16 protein-coding genes and 1 pseudogene are annotated in these 17,577 nt (G+C 35.9%); 5 read left to right on the forward strand and 12 right to left on the reverse strand.

The features are described from left to right. Nucleotides 1–21: 21 nt before the first annotated feature. The 4 genes from AAHB15_RS07255 to AAHB15_RS07270 all read right to left on the reverse strand — a co-directional run bounded on the left by AAHB15_RS07255 (nucleotide 22) and on the right by AAHB15_RS07270 (nucleotide 3,233). Nucleotides 22–156 carry a hypothetical protein gene (locus tag AAHB15_RS07255; RefSeq protein WP_335574212.1) on the reverse strand — a complete coding sequence of 45 codons (135 nt, stop codon included), beginning with the start codon at nucleotides 154–156 and terminating at the stop codon, nucleotides 22–24. Between the two features lie 11 nt (nucleotides 157–167). Further along, on the reverse strand, nucleotides 168–2,582 hold the full coding sequence (locus AAHB15_RS07260) for a heavy metal translocating P-type ATPase (RefSeq protein ID WP_335574211.1): 2,415 nt from the start codon (nucleotides 2,580–2,582) through the stop codon (nucleotides 168–170). An 81-nt stretch (nucleotides 2,583–2,663) separates the two neighbouring features. Beyond that, nucleotides 2,664–2,870, reverse strand: coding sequence for a copper chaperone CopZ (gene copZ / locus AAHB15_RS07265; RefSeq protein ID WP_335574210.1), 207 nt, complete (start codon nucleotides 2,868–2,870; stop codon nucleotides 2,664–2,666). 18 nt (nucleotides 2,871–2,888) lie between these two features. After that, nucleotides 2,889–3,233 carry a metal-sensitive transcriptional regulator gene (locus tag AAHB15_RS07270; RefSeq protein ID WP_251565956.1) on the reverse strand — a complete coding sequence of 115 codons (345 nt, stop codon included), beginning with the start codon at nucleotides 3,231–3,233 and terminating at the stop codon, nucleotides 2,889–2,891. A 299-nt stretch (nucleotides 3,234–3,532) separates the two neighbouring features. Here AAHB15_RS07270 and AAHB15_RS07275 point away from each other — a divergent pair, with 299 nt between their 5' ends. Beyond that, a complete protein-coding gene (locus AAHB15_RS07275; RefSeq protein WP_335574209.1) occupies nucleotides 3,533–4,234 on the forward strand; it encodes a response regulator transcription factor in 702 nt (233 codons plus the stop codon). 15 nt (nucleotides 4,235–4,249) lie between these two features. Continuing rightward, entirely contained in the window at nucleotides 4,250–5,617 is a 1,368-nt protein-coding gene (locus tag AAHB15_RS07280; protein WP_335574208.1) for a sensor histidine kinase, read from the forward strand. A gap of 82 nt (nucleotides 5,618–5,699) precedes the next feature. On the opposite strand, the pseudogene AAHB15_RS07285 reads toward AAHB15_RS07280, so the two are convergent. Both AAHB15_RS07285 and AAHB15_RS07290 read right to left on the reverse strand, forming a co-directional pair. Then, nucleotides 5,700–6,436, reverse strand: a pseudogene (locus AAHB15_RS07285) (urease accessory protein UreH domain-containing protein). 167 nt (nucleotides 6,437–6,603) lie between these two features. Continuing rightward, nucleotides 6,604–7,200: a YdhK family protein gene (locus AAHB15_RS07290; RefSeq protein WP_342042078.1), complete on the reverse strand. Its 597-nt coding sequence runs from the start codon at nucleotides 7,198–7,200 to the stop codon at nucleotides 6,604–6,606. 306 nt (nucleotides 7,201–7,506) lie between these two features. Between AAHB15_RS07290 and AAHB15_RS07295 the strand changes: the two genes are divergently transcribed. Beyond that, nucleotides 7,507–7,905 carry a (deoxy)nucleoside triphosphate pyrophosphohydrolase gene (locus AAHB15_RS07295; RefSeq protein WP_342042079.1) on the forward strand — a complete coding sequence of 133 codons (399 nt, stop codon included), beginning with the start codon at nucleotides 7,507–7,509 and terminating at the stop codon, nucleotides 7,903–7,905. 19 nt (nucleotides 7,906–7,924) lie between these two features. Here AAHB15_RS07295 and AAHB15_RS07300 read toward each other — a convergent pair whose 3' ends face one another. The 5 genes from AAHB15_RS07300 to AAHB15_RS07320 form a co-directional block, all read right to left on the reverse strand. Next, entirely contained in the window at nucleotides 7,925–10,738 is a 2,814-nt protein-coding gene (locus AAHB15_RS07300; protein WP_342042080.1) for a DEAD/DEAH box helicase, read from the reverse strand. A 241-nt stretch (nucleotides 10,739–10,979) separates the two neighbouring features. Next, nucleotides 10,980–11,486, reverse strand: a complete 507-nt coding sequence (locus AAHB15_RS07305; protein ID WP_342042081.1) for an RNA polymerase sigma factor — start codon at nucleotides 11,484–11,486, stop codon at nucleotides 10,980–10,982. Between the two features lie 12 nt (nucleotides 11,487–11,498). Then, the gene (locus AAHB15_RS07310; RefSeq protein WP_342042082.1) at nucleotides 11,499–13,454 is read right to left on the reverse strand and encodes a DUF6449 domain-containing protein; all 1,956 of its coding nucleotides are present in this window, start codon (nucleotides 13,452–13,454) and stop codon (nucleotides 11,499–11,501) included. Then, on the reverse strand, nucleotides 13,429–14,331 hold the full coding sequence (locus AAHB15_RS07315; RefSeq protein WP_335574202.1) for an ABC transporter ATP-binding protein: 903 nt from the start codon (nucleotides 14,329–14,331) through the stop codon (nucleotides 13,429–13,431). Before AAHB15_RS07315 ends, AAHB15_RS07310 begins: the two co-directional genes overlap by 26 nt. Beyond that, on the reverse strand, nucleotides 14,324–14,713 hold the full coding sequence (locus tag AAHB15_RS07320) for a GntR family transcriptional regulator (protein ID WP_335574201.1): 390 nt from the start codon (nucleotides 14,711–14,713) through the stop codon (nucleotides 14,324–14,326). The genes AAHB15_RS07315 and AAHB15_RS07320 overlap by 8 nt, the downstream gene beginning before the upstream one ends. Nucleotides 14,714–15,185: 472 nt before the next feature. On the opposite strand from AAHB15_RS07320, the gene AAHB15_RS07325 reads away from it, so the two are divergent. After that, entirely contained in the window at nucleotides 15,186–16,628 is a 1,443-nt protein-coding gene (locus tag AAHB15_RS07325) for a L,D-transpeptidase family protein (protein ID WP_342042083.1), read from the forward strand. A 187-nt stretch (nucleotides 16,629–16,815) separates the two neighbouring features. On the opposite strand, the gene AAHB15_RS07330 is transcribed toward AAHB15_RS07325, so the two are convergent. Continuing rightward, the gene (locus tag AAHB15_RS07330; RefSeq protein WP_176541010.1) at nucleotides 16,816–16,977 is read right to left on the reverse strand and encodes a hypothetical protein; all 162 of its coding nucleotides are present in this window, start codon (nucleotides 16,975–16,977) and stop codon (nucleotides 16,816–16,818) included. Nucleotides 16,978–17,230: 253 nt separating this feature from the next. On the opposite strand from AAHB15_RS07330, the gene AAHB15_RS07335 reads away from it, so the two are divergent. After that, nucleotides 17,231–17,386: a hypothetical protein gene (locus tag AAHB15_RS07335; protein ID WP_342042084.1), complete on the forward strand. Its 156-nt coding sequence runs from the start codon at nucleotides 17,231–17,233 to the stop codon at nucleotides 17,384–17,386. Nucleotides 17,387–17,577: the final 191 nt, after the last annotated feature.

Consider the following 17,577-nt stretch of genomic DNA (forward strand, 5'->3'; position numbering starts at 1 on the left):
ATTGGGAAGTTCACTTGATGGTTAATGCCCTTTTATATTCATTTGCTGTTGATGAGTAGGATTAGAATCAGATCCCGCTATAAATACATAAACTCCATAGCCAACCATTACTATTATTAAATAAGCGCTAGCTAAAAGTGCCCACTTTTTCCACATGATGCTCACCTCTACAATTTTACTTTTTGTAAACGTAACGCATTAAGAACAACCGATACTGAACTGAATGCCATTGCTGCCCCTGCTAACCAAGGTGCCAGGAATCCAAGAGCAGCAACAGGAATACCAAGGGTATTATAGGCAAGGGCCCAGAACAAATTCTGCTTAATATTACGAATGGTCTTTTTACTCATAAAAATCGCATCGGCAATACTATTTAAATCTCCACGAATAAGGGTGATATCGGCTGCTTCCATTGCAACATCGGTACCAGTTCCAATAGCCATTCCGATATCTGCAACCGCAAGGGCTGGAGCATCGTTGATTCCATCACCAACCATTGCAACTTTCTTCCCTTCAGCCTGCAATTTCTTTATTTCATCGGCCTTTCCTTCAGGAAGAACTTCAGCAATAACCTTTTTTATACCTACTTGTGAGGCTATAGCTTGAGCAGTCTGTTTATTATCCCCAGTAATCATAATTACTTCTATTCTTATATCTTTGAGGCGACTTATGGCTAATTTGGACGTTTCTTTAATCGTATCCGCTACAGCTACCATCCCAGCGTATTGGTAGTCGATAGCGACGAGCATTGCTGTTTTACCAACCTTTTCTAAATCATTCATTTGATCATAACCATTTTCTACAGCAACATTGTATTTATTCATTAATTTTCTAGTACCAATTAATAGTTCTTTTCCATCGACTTTTGCTTTGATACCAAATCCGGGTATCGCCTCGAAATCCTTAACTTCCTTTAAAGAAATCCCCTTATCCTTAATTCCTTGAACAATTGCTTTTGCTAGTGGATGTTCTGATTGTTTTTCAGCGGATCCAACAAATGATAAAAATTCATCTTCTGTTAGAGTTGAGGCAGTGAATACATCTGTTAAAACAGGTGTTCCGTTTGTAACAGTACCTGTTTTATCTAATACAACCGTAGAAATTTTATGGGTCATTTCCAAATGCTCTCCACCCTTAAACAAAATTCCATATTCCGCTGCACGACCTGAACCCGCCATTATAGACGTTGGCGTTGCTAATCCCAATGCACAAGGACAAGCAATAACTAGAACTGCTATCAATTTTTCTAGTGCTTCCGCAAAATCGCCAGGAGACACCCAAACATACCAAACGATAAAAGCTACTACAGCTAGGGCAACAACAATCGGAACAAACACACCGGAAATCTTGTCCGCAAGACGTTGTATCGGTGCCTTAGAGCCCTGCGCTTCTTCTACTACTTTTATAATCTGAGCTAAAACAGTATCTCTGCCTACTTTTGTTGCCTCAATTAATAAAAATCCGTTTTTATTGATCGTAGATCCGATTACCTCATCCCCAATGGTCTTATCAACCGGGACACTCTCTCCTGTAAGCATTGATTCATCAATGGCCGAACGACCTTCCAATATCTTGCCGTCTACCGGTATCTTGTCACCGGGTTTAATATGAACAATATCGCCAACGATTACTTTTTCAATGGGGATTTCTTGCTCTGCTCCATCTCTTTCAACAATCGCTGTCTTTGCTTGGAGACCCATCAGTTTTTTAATCGCCTCTGATGACCTTCCTTTCGCCTTTGCTTCAAAAAGCTTTCCAAGAATAATCAGCGTAATAAGAATGGAACTAGTCTCATAGTAAAGTTCAACGGAATGAGTCATATTTCCAATAGACAGCAGTGATAAATATAAACTGTAAAAATAAGCTGCAGACGTACCTATAGCAACGAGGACATCCATATTAGCACTTTTATTTTTTAATGCCTTATAGGCTCCAACATAAAACTGCTTACCTATGAAAAACTGAACCGGGGTAGCAAGGGCAAACTGTACCCATGGATTCATAAACATCTTTGGGACCCAAATAAATGAGGTGAAGGAAAAGTGCCCGACCATTGCCCATAAAAGCGGAAATGAAAGGATAGCCGAAAAGATAAACTTCCCTGTTTGTTTTTCAATTTCCTTTTGTCGATGATCACTTGTTTCTTTAGCATCTTCCTTTATTTGAGCACCGTAACCAAGGGTTTCTACCTTTTTAATAATTTCACTTGGGTTTAGAACCGCACTGTTATACTCTACAGTCGCTTTTTCAAGTGCCAAATTGACATTTGCTTTTACGACACCATTTAATTTAGTTAAACCCTTTTCTATTCGTGTAGCACAGGCAGCACAGGTCATACCGGTTATGTCAAATTCCGTTTTTTCATTAACAACATCATAACCAAGATCTTTAATCTTTTTTTCAATTTCTTCAATATTTATTTTTTCTGGATTATATTTAACATTTGATCGCTCTAAAGCAAGATTAACATTTGCTTCTTCCACGCCTTCTAATTTATTAAGACCCTTTTCAATTCTTATCGCACAGGCTGCACAGGTCATACCTGAGATTTGTAAATTAGTTTCTTTTACATTTTGACTCATAAAAGCCAACTCCTTATACCCTATAGAGGTATATTTTTTTGCGAAAAGAACGTGCTATTACTAGCACGTCTCTTTCAATATTTATTTCACGTCGTATCCTTGATCATCGATGGTTTCTTTAATCTTATCTAATGAAACCTCTTGGTTATTAAACTCAACATCCACTTTAGCTGCTTTTAAGTCAACTTTTACGGAGCTAACACCGTTTAGTGCACCAACACTTCCTTCTACTGCTTTCACACAATGACCGCAAGACATGCCTTGAACATTTAATGTTACCTTTTCCATTTTAAAACTCCCTCTCATTTATTTTTTTATTAGTCTTTGTATAGTAGTTAGCAGTTCATCCACAACTTCATGGTCGCCCTCTTGAATTCTTTCGAGCACACAACTTTTCATATGGCCTTCCAAAAGAACTTTCGCAACACTATTTAAAGCTGCTTGGGTGGCTGCAATTTGCGTAATAACATCATCACAATAGGTGTCTTTTTCAATAAGACCTTTAATACCACGAATCTGTCCCTCAACTCTATTTAATCTTGAAACAAGATTTTGCTTCGTTTTATCTGAATGATGACTTTTTCGTTCCGACGTTAAAGGAGCACAGTGTTCATTAGAATGATTCAGGTTAACAGGATCGTGATTATTCATTACCATCTCTCCTTTGATTTAAATTTACCATACCCCCCTATCCTATGTAAATAGGCGTTATTGAAATTTTTTTATTTTTGTATCCGACTTTCACAATTTATTCATAAGTTCTTGTGATTGTTCAAAATAGTTATTCTATCTAGAAACAAACTTTTTACAATATTAACTTTAGCAGATATTATTAACCTATCATTTTTTGGTGGAATTTGTTAAGAAATTTGGAAAACTATTAAATCTGCAAAGTTTCTTCAAAATCTTCTTCTATTATTAAGGTATAACTTTGATACGGTGGTGGCGATATGAAAACAATTTTACTTGTCGATGATGAAACTCGAATGCTTGACCTTTTAGGTCTTTACATAGCTCCTCACGGTTATAAATGTGTTAAAGCTACCTCAACAAAAGTCGCTCTGACTTATTTTGAAAAAGAAAAAATTGATTTGGTAATCTTGGATATTATGATGCCAGAAATGGATGGTTGGACAACCTGCCAAAAAATAAGAGAGTTTTCAGATGTCCCCATTATTATGCTGACAGCCAGGAGTGAAACGCCAGACATCATAAAGGGTCTAAAATTTGGGGCTGACGATTATGTGACAAAACCTTTTAATGAAGAGGAGTTATTAGCCAGAATCGAGGCATTGCTAAGAAGAACGAGAACTTCAACAGAAAATCAGCATTTTCTTGTTTTCAATGGCCTAGAATGGAATCAGGAATCTATGGAATTAAAATATAAAGGCCAAGTCATTTCGGTCACACCGAAAGAATTTGCTTTAATTGGTTTGTTTCTAAAAAACCCTCGAAAAGTTTACTCTCGTGAACATTTATTGTCATCTATATGGGGGCTCCAGTCGCAAATAGATGATCGAACGATTGATTCCCATATTAGGAATTTACGTGAAAAGTTAAGGAATGCAGGATTCCCTATAGATAACCACCTTTTTACAGTTTGGGGGATTGGATACAAATGGGTAAAGGAAGATCCTGAAAAGAACAGGTAAATTGAGGTGTACGGCATGAAAATATCCATTAAATTAGGTTTATGGTTTTTTATTAGTATAGTTTTTATCGAATCCTTTTCTATGATTTTCTTACATGATAAATTAGTACACTCACAAGTTCATCAGGAACTGCAAGCACTTCAAGCAAGAGGCAATAGTCACCGTGCTGTATTAGAAATTAATTCAGATTCCGCAACCCTTCATCACATTAGTCTAATGGAATCGCAGACAGATACTGAAGTGGTGATTACAAATACCAAAGGAGAAATTTTGGCTTCTTCAACTAAAATCAATAAAAACATGGAGGGCTTATTAAATAAACGTATCAATAACCTTCCTAGAAGTGGTAGAATTCTTCAACCAGATTGGCAAAACGAAAAATATATTGCAACCATTACTGCATTTAATAATAAGGATGAAAAAAAAGCTGGTTACGTGTATATGTTTAGAAAAACGGATGAGGTTCAAAAGTTAATCTCGCAATTGAATAAACATTTTCTTTTGGCCTCATTATTAATCCTTATTTTTATGTTAATTACTGTTTTCTTTTTATCCAAAGCACTAACAAAGCCCCTTATTTCAATGAAAGAAGCAACCAAAAAGCTGAGTAAAGGGGATTTTTCCGTAACACTTCCACCTCCTTCTAAAGATGAGCTTGGTGAATTGTCCCAATCGATACAGACGCTGGCAAATGACTTAAACTATTTAAAACAAGAGAGAAATGAATTTTTGGCCAGTATTTCTCATGAACTTCGAACTCCCTTAACTTATATTAATGGGTATGCTGATATAGCTAAAAGGAAGGACCTTGATGAAGCTGATAGATTTAAGTACCTCGATATTATCCGTGAGGAATCTCAACGTGTGAGCGAATTACTTAAAGAATTATTTGATCTGGCAAAATTGGACCAAAATACGTTTTCAATTTTTAAAGAAAAAGTCGATTTATGTGTCTATTTAAAATCGATTTATCAAAAGGTTTTACCTGCCTTTAAAAATAAGGGAGTAGCACTAAAGCTAGTCTGTTACCAAACTATTGATTTGAATATAGACCCATCCCGCTTTGAACAAGTAATATTAAATTTGTTAGATAACAGTCTTAAATATTCAAAAGAGAATACGACCACGTATTTAAGCGTAAGTGAGGCGAATGAAACAATTGAAATTACAATAAAGGACCAGGGAATAGGCATTCCGCAAGAATATCTTCCTTATATCTTTGACCGTTTATATAGAGTGGAAAAATCCCGCTCAAGAGTTACCGGCGGGTTTGGATTAGGCCTTTCTATTGTTAAACAAATAGTTGAAGCTCACGGAGGAGAAATTTCTGTTGAAAGCCAAGTGGGACATGGAACAAGCTTTACAATTAGCTTAAAACATTAAAAATAGCATAAACTAATTAAAAATGAAGGATACCCTCCTTCTTTTTAATTTTTATAGGCGATGATCAATCTCTTTTTTTCCTCTATAAGGACCAGTAAGTTACCATATCAAAGATTCCTAAGAGTAGCATCAGGACACCGGAAATTCGTTGAATAACCATACCCAATTTTCTTCCCTTTTTCATAATTACTCCACTTCCACCAAGGTACCAAATAACGAAAATCACAACCAATAATGGAATGGCTGTTCCCAGAGCAAAAGCAGGAGGCAGAATAAAACCGTATGGACCAGCAAGTACTACTGGCATTAAGGTCACAAAAAATAGGACAAACATAGTTGGACAGAATGCAAGTGAAAAACTAAGTCCTAACATAAAAGAAGCAAATGAACTTTCATGCTTGTATTCTTTCGAAAGCTTTAATAAATTAAATGATCCCTTTAATTTGATAATCCCCAACATAAACAAACCAACAAAGTTTAATAAAGGCCCCATTATTTTTCGAAGCCAAGGAAAATATAAAGGTAGATCTTGTTCAAATCCTCTTCCTAGCATCCATACCAAAACACCTAATAATGAAAAAGCTACTACTTTTCCTAGTGTGAAATATGTGACATCCCTCCAAGCAATTTTCCTTTGTATAGAGCGGTTGCCATAAAAAGGGTTAATGCACTAATATTTCCTGTAAGCTGACAAGGTGCCAGTGCTCCTACTAATCCCAAAATTAATGCAAAGACAATGGGCCAGGATTCTAAGCTATTTGCCATATTAAAAAATGGTTTGCTTAATACTGCACTTATTTGGCTTAGTAAATTGTACATAAAATCACCTTACATCACTATTTTAATAGAAATAGGTTAACATAAAAAAATATAGAAATTGTGGAGAATGATAATTATTGATTGCAATTGTTCGCAAATAAAAAGGGATTGCAACTCAATCCCTTTAACCTCTAATTTATCTTATTCATATTTTTATGCGTTTCTGATTATTTAGCAGAAAGTTCACTTTCTGTTACCCATTGGTGGTTTGTCACCTTTTCTCCACCAGTTGTAGGAGTGTAATCAACCATATATACTGTTGTTTTTTCAGCTGAATCAATGGTTCCAGTTGCTCCTTTCATACCCTTCATGTGGTCTGCTTCTAAGGTAACCTTTGTTCCAGGTTCTAATGCTTGATCACCAGCATCTTTAATTTCTTCTTGAATCACCCATTTATGATTTTTTACCGGTTCTCCCCCTGTAGTCGGTGTATAGGTAACAGCGTAAGCAATTGTATCATATGCACCTACAATCGTCGCCTCAGCACCATTCATACCTTCCATATGATCTGCCTTTATGATTGCTTGGCTTCCTACTTTATAGGTTGGATTTTCAGCTGCTTTTAGTCCTTCAGGAACTTCACCTGAACCAGAATGATTCATATCACCCATATCCATATTTTTATTATCGTCCATCTTCATATTTTCATGGTCCGTCTTTGAACTTTTGTCAGTAATGTTATCATTACTGTTGTTAGAACACGCTGCTAACATTAACATTAATACTAAGGAAAAAACACCAATCAACCATTTTTTTCTTTTCATATGAACCCTCCTAAACTTTGATACAAAACATATCCTACTATAAAATTGTGCAGAAAGTATGGATTTTGATAAAGAGGGGATTTTTTTATTACAATAAATGTAATCACATTACTTCTTTTTTAATTTGTGATATGTAAATATTCTTTAGCCTTTAGCAGCCTCATTTAGCGTCTTGAAACGTCCAAAAGGTTTTAGACGTACTACTCTTTTACCGATGCGATTCTCCCTTTTAACTATCCTTAACGAGAATTTTGTAATAAAAGATGATATCATTATCACTAACATATCACCTTGTAGGGGGCTATCATGAAGAAGCTAGTTAAAGTAGTTGCAGCAATTATTGAAAACGAAAAGCAAGAAATTTTATGTGCACTAAGATCTCCTGAAATGTCTATTCCAAATATGTGGGAGTTTCCAGGTGGAAAGGTAGAAGTAAACGAAGATATTTATTCCGCCTTAGAAAGAGAAATTACTGAAGAGTTAAACTGTAAGATTGAGACATTTAAAGAAGTATTTAATGACAACACCCATGAATATGAAACATTTATTATTAATTTAATCTCTATCAAGTGTAGAGTGGTTGAAGGAATTCCCACAAAAAGTGAACATTCTAAGCTAATTTGGCTAAAAAGAGAAAACCTTGAGTCACTAAAATGGGCCCCAGCTGATATTCCTGCGGTGGAACAACTAATTCAAGAAAAATAGTCTTCTCACAATGAGAAGACTATACTTTTTTTGTAAATTCCGTAAATAAAGTTGAAGGAATTTCGTTTTCTAATTTTAGTATTACAGTGATTGGCTTTTCACCTTCAAATTTAACTGTATTCCCTTTTCCAATATAAATGAAAGGCTCATTCTTTCCGTCGATTTCTCTGTACTTTCTTACAAATAGATGAAGATTGATTCCCTGACGTTCATTATAAATAATATTTTGCCCTCTCTCTGTATCTTGGGAAGTACTATTTGGAGTTTGCCATTGAAAATAACGCTCATCGATAAATTTATCCTTATAATTAATAGTTTCCTTAATATCCTCTTCCTTATGGAGATCGATAAATAAGAAATAATTATTCCCATTCGTAAGAAGCCCTGAACCCCTAAAGGAACTATGGATTTTACGATAATTCGATAACAAAGCTGCATCCACCATTTGGTATTGCTCAAATAATTTAAAGTGTGGGACACTGTAGTAGTCCGCTTTGAATTCCTTTTCGTACCGGAAAATCCCATAAGTGATGATATCTTCAATAAACCTTCTGTAATCCTCATTTTCTAATACCGCTTTAAAAAGTGGCGTTTTAATGAGTTTCCCATTGATATAATGAACTAACTTCGGCTTATTCTTAATCTGGACACTGTCATAATAGTTTTGATTTAAGCATTCAAAAGCATGAAAAACACTATCATCATCAACATTACTAACCATTTTTAGGATTTGATGTTTAGCGATATCTAAATTTATCTCCTCGTGGTCTAACAAATACCTTATGATAACAAACTCATAAATCCTTTTAATCGAAAGTTTACTTGATAGTTCCTTTAATGTCCCTTCAAAATCTTCATTTTGTAAAAGCTTCTTTAAATAGTCATCCTTTTCAACTTTGGCCACGAACTGTAAGTATGTTTTTTCTCGATCAATGAATTTAACTGGATCAGGTGCTCCATCATATTTCATATAATCCATTAACAATATTGGAATTCGACCCTGATTTAGCTTTTTAAATTCAAAATACTCTTCCTTTAAATACTTCATGGAATTGAAGTTTTCCTTATCAATCTGAGTTAAAATCCTTTCCTCAGAAATCTTATCCATTTGTATATGAGTACACCCTGGAATATTCGCAAAACCAGTTGCAACAGCTACTTTTAAGCTTTCCTTATCATAATACCGGCTTCCATTTAGTGCTAAAGCAATCAAAAACGTTTTATTATGGTTCCCTATGAAGTCAAGGACCGTTAAGAACTCTTTATTAGCATACTTACGTAATCCTCTTCCTAATTGTTGAATAAACACAATAGGAGAGTTGGTGGGTCTCAGCATTAAAACAGTATTAACAGAAGGAATATCGACACCCTCATTAAAAATATCAACGGTAAAAATAAATTCTAAATCATCATGATCACTTTCTAAACTGTTAATATACCGTTCACGTGTATCAGATGAATCGGCACCATATAAACAAACACTATTATAGCCCTTCTTTTTAAACTCACTTGCCATATACTGTGCATGCTCTATGCTTATGCAAAAACCTAACCCTTTTCGTTTCTCACCATCATGTCCATAGAAATCCATTTTCTCAATAATAAAATCAACCCGTTCATTAACCTTTAACCTCTTGGTGATTTCCGTGATATCATCAATATCTACATCACTTAAATCGATGCCTTCAATATCCGTTATTCCAAAATAATGAAACGGAATAACCAACTCATCCTCCAATGCCTCATGTAAACGTACCTCGAGTGCTACATTATTATCAAAGAGATCAAACACATTATAGCCATCACTACGTTCTGGGGTTGCGGTCATCCCTAGGGTAAACTTTGGCTCAAAGTAATTAAGAACAGTTTGGTAAGTTGGACTTGTCGCATGATGAGCTTCATCAATAATCAGATATTCAAACTCTTCCCTTTCAAATTCATGAAAACACTTGGAAATAGTTTGTATGGTGGCAAATACATAATCCACATTTTTTTGCTTATGATTACCGGTTAGTAGGCCAAAAGAAAGACCCTCATTCGGTAATAGCATTTCGAAAGTATCCTTCGCTTTCTTTAAGATCTCTTCTCTATGTACGATAAAAAGTAATTTCTTAGGTTTATAACTCTTCACATCGAATGCCGACATGTACGTTTTTCCTGTACCGGTTGCTGCAATGACAAGTGCTTTCGTTTCGCCAAAGCTTCTTAGTCTTTCGAGATTTTCGGTAGCTCGCTTTTGCATTCTATTTGGTACAATATATTGTTTATTTTCATAAATCATTTGATGCGTGATCTGAGTGCTCTTAAAGCTCTTAAGGAAATCCTCATATCTCTTAATAAAATCCTCATCGGCATTCTCACTCATATTCCAAAGGTAATCATATTCCTTTAAAACATCCTGTATAAAACGGCCATTCTCTTTAGTGATAATTTCAACATTCCACTCAATATTGCTTTTTAAAGCGCTTTGAGTAATATTTGATGAACCAATAATCACCTTATAGCTATCTCTATACTCGAATATGTATGCTTTGGTGTGGAAACCAATTTCTTTGTCAGTAACAAACACCTTTAAATCTACATTCTTAAACTCTTTCATTTTTTCTAGTGCCTTTGCATCTGTAAAATTAAGATAAGTAGATGTGATGATTCTACCTTTAATCCCTTTTTTCTCTGCTTCTTTTAAAGGATCAAGGAGGAGTTGAAGGCCGCTAAAATTTATAAATGCGACGCTAAAATAGAACCGCTTACACTCGCTCATTGATTTGACTAACTCTCTTAACAAATTACCCTTTTCCGAGTTTACGATTAGTTTCTTTTCTACCGATTCCATGGTATTCTCCTGACTTATCTCACCATTAAGTTTGTACTGTTATTTATTGGATGCTTGTGGAAATTGTACTATATTTCATGGTAAATAAAAAGATCCTCTCGTCAAGATTTGAGTTGAGGATTTTTTTATTTGACCTTAATGGATTTATAGCCTTTAAAAACTGCGAAAAAGAGGCACAACCCATGTATGGATGTGCCATATTGTTTATTGGAGATCAAATTGTTTTTAATGCTGTTTCCTTTTATGCAAAGGCCTGTTTTAGTTGTTTTCTTGCCCGATATAGCCGTGTCTTAACAGTAGCTGATTTCAAACCGAGCAGGCGTGCGATTTCGTTTTCCTTTAGACCATATTTTACTTTAAGGGTCAGAACTTCTTGGAATTCCTTAGATAAACTCTCCATTGACCTGTCCACATCTTTTTGAAAAAGGCGTAGGGCAACCGCTTCCTCAGTGGTCATCCTAGTTACCCCATGACTCAACAATGGTTCCATTTGGGCAGAGTCAACAAGCATCCATCTATTTCTTTTTTCTGATCTTAAAAAGTCTATGGCAGTCCTGGCTGTAACGGTAGACAACCAGGCACCTAATTTATTGGTATCTTCGATTGTATCCATTTTTTTAAATATTTTTAGAAACGCTTCCTGAACGATATCCTCGGCCCAAAGCCTGTCATGAGTGTACCTAAAGGCAATATGGAGCAGACGATTTGCGTACTCAGAATATACTTGATTAAAATCAATCGTTCTCAATTCCCCACCATCCTACATAAAATGATCCTTAATGAAATCCGGAGCATGCTTTTCATCAAAAAACATGACTTCGTAATAATGGGCAGAGCCGAAATAAAAGACAGCCATGTATTCATGATTTGAGTCTGCACTTGCGTTATTTAGCATTTGTTCTATTTGACCCTTATTGGTTACATCCATAGTATCTTTGCTTTTTTCTATGTCACTTTTAATTATTTCGATATCTTTCGGATTTTCAGTTCCACCTTTGGCTACAAGTACATGAGTAACATCATCGGAGCTTGGCTTTGCGTCTTTCAGCAATTCCTTTTGCATTAGCCATTCAGTCAAATGATGATAGATGGGCTTAAATTCAAAGCTCAGAAAGTGGTCATTACCTAGATAAACTTCAATCGTTGAGCCCTTGAAGTAACGGCTATCTTCATATGATTCAGCCAGTACATCTTTCCTTAAAGCCCCAATCACTTCTTTTATATCGTTGGAATTAGACAAGGTAACTCCCCGAGAAACAGGCCCGTTTCCCCCAATAGTGAGGGTTTTAATTTTATTTTGCTTTAATTTAAAAATCTCATTTGAGGATAGCTTATATTCCTTTGATTCATAGATTGGTTTGAAAAAATCTTCATAAAGACGTTCATTGACACTGTATTCCCTTGTCACTTTGCTCCCATTTTTCAATTCATATTGAATATAGAAATTCACAGATTGATAGTTTTCCTTTTGCTGATTAACTTTTTTATCTGAAAGAAGCTGCTGGTGAAGCCTGCGGACGGCCTCAATATTTGCTTTTTCCTTCATCGGCAGTGGTCTATAGTAATCTCCATAAATTTCATCATTTGTATAAAAACCGAATTGATTGGAGAACAGGACGGTTTTGATTTGTTCTTCTTCAGGAACTTTATTTTCATAGAATCCTAGAATGTGAACTCCTATAACAAGGACAGCGGTAACTGCTAAATAAACGATTAAACCTTTAATACGTCCGAAAACCCGCCAAGTTTTTCTTAAAATCATTTCAGCTCCTAAAAAGCCTATCACAGCCCCGATGACATAACCGAAAATGGTCCAGCTAAAGCTTCCATAGGAAACTTCCTGAAAGTACGAACCGCCAAGCAGCATCATACAAAATGTAATCCCATATTTAAAAACGGAACGTATTTTTGGAAAGGCAATCGCCTCTGACGCTGCTTCTAGATTTCTTTTTTTATAAAAAAATATTGAAAGCCCATAGAGCACGATGATTAAGAGTATGTAAACCATCCCGTCATTCCATTGAAACTTTCTGCTGTCGAGGACAGCCGCATACGTAATGGGAGACAATTTTTCAAGCTGTCGATTTAGAAAATAATCGCCTGGAAATCCATAGAGTACTATTTTTAAATTAAAAAACACCAACATCGTAATCCCAATTGGGAAAAGGAGAAAAACATAGGCTAGAACTGCCTGGACAATTGACATTCCTGTCATCATGGCAATAAACAAAGCGGCTGTGTATAAAAGCAACGTGATGACCGAAGTCGAGCCAGCCCAGTAGAATATATCCTTTACACTGAACAAGTTACTGAAGTCTAGAGTGTTATGGATAAGAAGGATGATGAATGTAATTACTGAAACAGGCAGGATTAAAAATACCATCCCGGTCAAAGCATATTGATGAAAAATCCTTTCCCTTTTAAGCGGAAGACTATGCATAAGGTCTGATGCTTGTTTTACATGTAGAAAGCGAAATAAGAAAACCGCCAGGATAACTGGGACAATAACAATTAGTCCAATTTGAAAGGTAAAATTAACAAGAAAAAGATTGTTAGGTTCTGGATAATAACTTTTGGTTTCGTCAGAATAAATCATTAATAATTGTATTGGCAGAGTAAATAACAAGCCTAGAAAGTAAACAATCGAAACCCAGCCAGTACTTCGTCCAATTTGAAGCAGTATTTCTTTATTAAACCAAGACATTCTTGATGGCATAACCGATATCCCCCATTTCATATATAAAGATCTCCTCAAGCGTAAGAGGCAGCAAGTCAAAAATGACAGGGTTTGTCTGAAGAATTTGTCTCTCTATTGCTTCCTCATCGCCTCTGACAATGAATAGGAACACACTACCTCTTTTTTCTGTATGAAGAGGATTGAGATTTAATAGCAGCTTGTCTGGAGGAGTACCATTTTTATAGGCAACCTGTATTTTATGAATATCGGCTTTCAGATTATCCAATTCTTTTTCGATTAAGAGTGTGCCTTTATGGATAATCCCGATATGATCGCAAATGTCTTCAATCTCACGCAGATTATGTGATGATATTAGAATGGTCATTTCTCTTTCGGCGACATCATGAATCAACAGATTTTTGACTTTTTTCCGGACAACAGGGTCGAGGCCATCCAATGGCTCATCCAAAATTAGAACCTCCGGATTGGCAGAAAGGGCGAGAATGAAGGCAATCTGTCTTTGCCACCCCTTTGAGAAGGTATGGATTTTTTTATTCACATTCAAATCAAAAAGCTCGGCCAGCTTCTGAAACCGTTCTTCCGCCCAGGTTGGGTAGCAGCTTTTATAAAAACGGGCCATCTGCTTTGTTGTATATTGCGAGAAAAAATGGGGCTGATCAGGTATGTAAAAGACTTTTTGCTTTAGACTGATATTTTCAAATACACTTTCACCGTTAATGGTTACTTCTCCGCGATCCTGGCGATATATCCCTGCCAGCAGTTTAATAAGTGTGGTTTTCCCGGCGCCATTTGATCCGATAAGACCGTAAATGGAGCCTTTGTTGATGGATAGATTGACTTTTTCCAGCGCTGTGAAACGGCCAAATTTCTTGTTAACACCTTTCATTTCAATCATTGCTTTCGCCTCCCCCTTTTGCTTTGTCCAGGTCATGAATTAATTTGATGATGTCACTCGCTGGGATTCCCAGATATAAAGCTTCTAAGACAAGTTTTTCAAGTTGCTTACTTACAGCCTCTATTTTCTTTAAGTCCTTTATTTGATTGTTTGGATGGACGAAGCTGCCTTTTCCTTTAATGGAGTAGATAAATCCTTGGATTTCTAATTCTCGATATGCCTTTTGAATCGTATTCGGATTGATCGTGAGTTCGGTAGCTAATGTTCTTACTGATGGCAGCTGTTCATCCGGTTTTAATACTTCATTGATGATTAGCTCCTTCATTTTATCCACCAGCTGTTCATAAATCGGCTTTCGGCTCCTTATGTCTAGTTCAAACATTACGGGGTGCCCCCAATCTGTACTAAGTGTACTACTATTCGTAGTACAGTTTGATTATATTCCAATGCCTTCCAAAAGGAAAGACCATTTTTAGTAATTTTTTACAAAACGGTCAAAAGCGATATGTAACAAATGAATTGTAAGTGGGCAGTTACTGGAGAGTTTACCAGATTAGACGGACACATCTTGGGATGGTTTGGCGTGGATGTTCACAATTTACTTCATAAATTAACCTTAACGAAGAAATTGTCAATTAATCTTAGGAATCACAGAGAACATGAATCAAACATTGAGTTTGAAATCACAACGAATATAAATAATTTAAAAATTTAATTATGCACAAAATACGACAATGTTCGGTCATGACATTATGTAGAATATTAGTATAATTTACTACTATTTCAAAATATAGGTAATACATGACAGTCTTAAAATGCTAACAGCTGGATGATCTGGTATGGGGGGAATTTTTATGGAAAGCACGGTAAATATTCAAGAAATTGAGAAACAACGCCTAAAATCAACTAAATGGTATGCAAATTGGAGGTTTATTACAGCAAGCGCCCTCATTATTATCGTACTCATCATTGGAGCAGGCAGCTACTATCAGGCAAACCACTTCAATCGAGAAATCAACATTAATAACATCAAAGTCGGTGGAATGACGGCTGATAGGGCACTTAATAAATTAAAAACAACCGTATTTAAAAATGTTGTCTATGTCGGAGAACAACAGATTTTAGATGGAAAAGATACAACGATGGGATTTACGGAGAAAGATCTGCCCGCTATCAAAAAATTATTAAAGAACCAATGGACTTTTTTTCCTTCTTCAAAAGCTAAGGATTATTCATTAATGCCCAGCACTCAGGAGTTTTATCGAAATCAGACCTTGAAAAAACAGGTGGAAGAAAAGCTGTTAGCCATGAATCAGAGTTTAAAAGCGCCACAAGATGCGGCGGTTCATTTGGAACAAGGCAAAATAGTTGTCTCTAACAGCATTAGCGGAGAGAAATATGATGTCGCCAGTCTTTTGAAGGACTATGACAAGCACGAATATATTAGTGAAATCCGGCTCAATCCAGTATACATACAGCCAATTAAAGAAGACAGCGAGTTTATAAGAAATCAACAGAAAAAGTTGGAAGAATTCCTAGCAAAGACCGTCGATTATAAGGTTCAGGATAAAGTTTTTACGTTAAACGCCAGAGAATTAATAAAAAATGCGTCTATTTCAAAAGATTTGCAGATTAAGATTGATGATGCCGTTGATATTAAGAATAAGGTTGCTGAAATTAACAACTCCCAATCTACATTAAATAAAGATTTCACATTCAAGACCCATTCAGGCTCGGTGATATCAGTTAAAGGTAAAGGCTATGGCTGGGCCATAGATGTAGATAAAGAGGTAAGGAGTATTAAGAAGGCCTTTGAAAATGGGGAAAAATCAGTCACCGCCTCTAATATTTACGGAAATGGCTGGAACGGTGAAGGCTACGGATATGATAACACCACGAACAATGGTATTGGCGATACGTATGCTGAAGTTTCGATTGCAGAGCAGCGCATTTGGATTTACAAAAATGGAAAATTAGTCGTCACAACGAATGTCGTTACCGGCACACATAGTACTCAACATGATACATCACCTGGAGTATGGTATATTCTCTATAAACAGACACCTTCCGTACTAACAGGCCGAGAAAACGGAAAAATCACTTATCAGGTCAATGTTGATTATTGGGCTCCTTTTACAAATGATGGCCAAGGGTTCCACGATGCCAGCTGGCGAGGCAATTGGTCAAGTAATGCCTATCTTACTTCAGGATCGCACGGCTGTGTCAACACTCCGCCAAGCATTATGAAAACCGTATATAATAATCTCAGCACCTATGAGCCGGTGGTTATTTATTGAGACATCGGAGGCTGTCCCAATAGTATAACTATCTAGGAGCTGCATGCACATAGCAATTAATCTGCTAGTATGTCAATAATTAGTGCACTAAGGAAATCTAACATTTAGCATTTTATTGTTTTAAATCTTTATTTTAACAGAGTCTTACCCTCATTAAAAATAGAGCACCTTTACGGATGCTCTATTTTTAATGAAATAAAACCAAGTCCCGTTCATTTGCGGTGAATACCCCTCGATCAAACCGTACAAGCACTAAACCAGTTTTCAAATAACAAGGATGAATTACCACTCCGATATTTCCATCCAAACGACCTTTTCTAATGACTTTATCATGTGTATGGAATTTCATTGAAAGACCTCCTTGAATTAGCAAATTGATTAGCGTTTGGTACTTCTATGAATCGACTATACAGCATTGTAAACATGCTGTTAACTTTTCCGTAAGAAAATCTAACAGCATTTTCACCGCGGATAAGGTCGACAGTTCCTTTAATAATGAAGAAGAAGAAAAAATCTAAACAGAAGAAAAAAGAAGATTTCGGAAGTGCAGAATTTTACTGTGCCTAATGTAATTATAAGTTAGAAGTTGAGTGGGAAATGATATGGGCCATTTAGGAATGCACCCATGGTATGTTGATTATCATTTAAATGATTCTTTTATCAGCTGCGATAAATGTGGTGAATTTTGTGATGACGAAGATCATTTAGAAGTATCGAAGCCAGTGCCCTTTATTACAGATGATGAACTTCCATTTTGAAGGAATAACATGGGACGGTTTTCTTGCTCAAAAGTCTGCAAGAGAACCGTCCGTCCATTTGTTCTTCCTTAAATAAAATCCAATAGCTTCTTTGATTTTCCCCCTATAAAAATCAGATAATCTCTAAGAGGATAGTAAACAATTTTTTCGGGTTGATTAAAGGTAAATCCTGAATTTTTCATTAAAACCAT

Source organism: Bacillus sp. OTU2372 (assembly GCF_038440275.1).
Taxonomy (GTDB): Bacteria; Bacillota; Bacilli; order Bacillales; family Cytobacillaceae; genus Neobacillus; species Neobacillus bataviensis_B.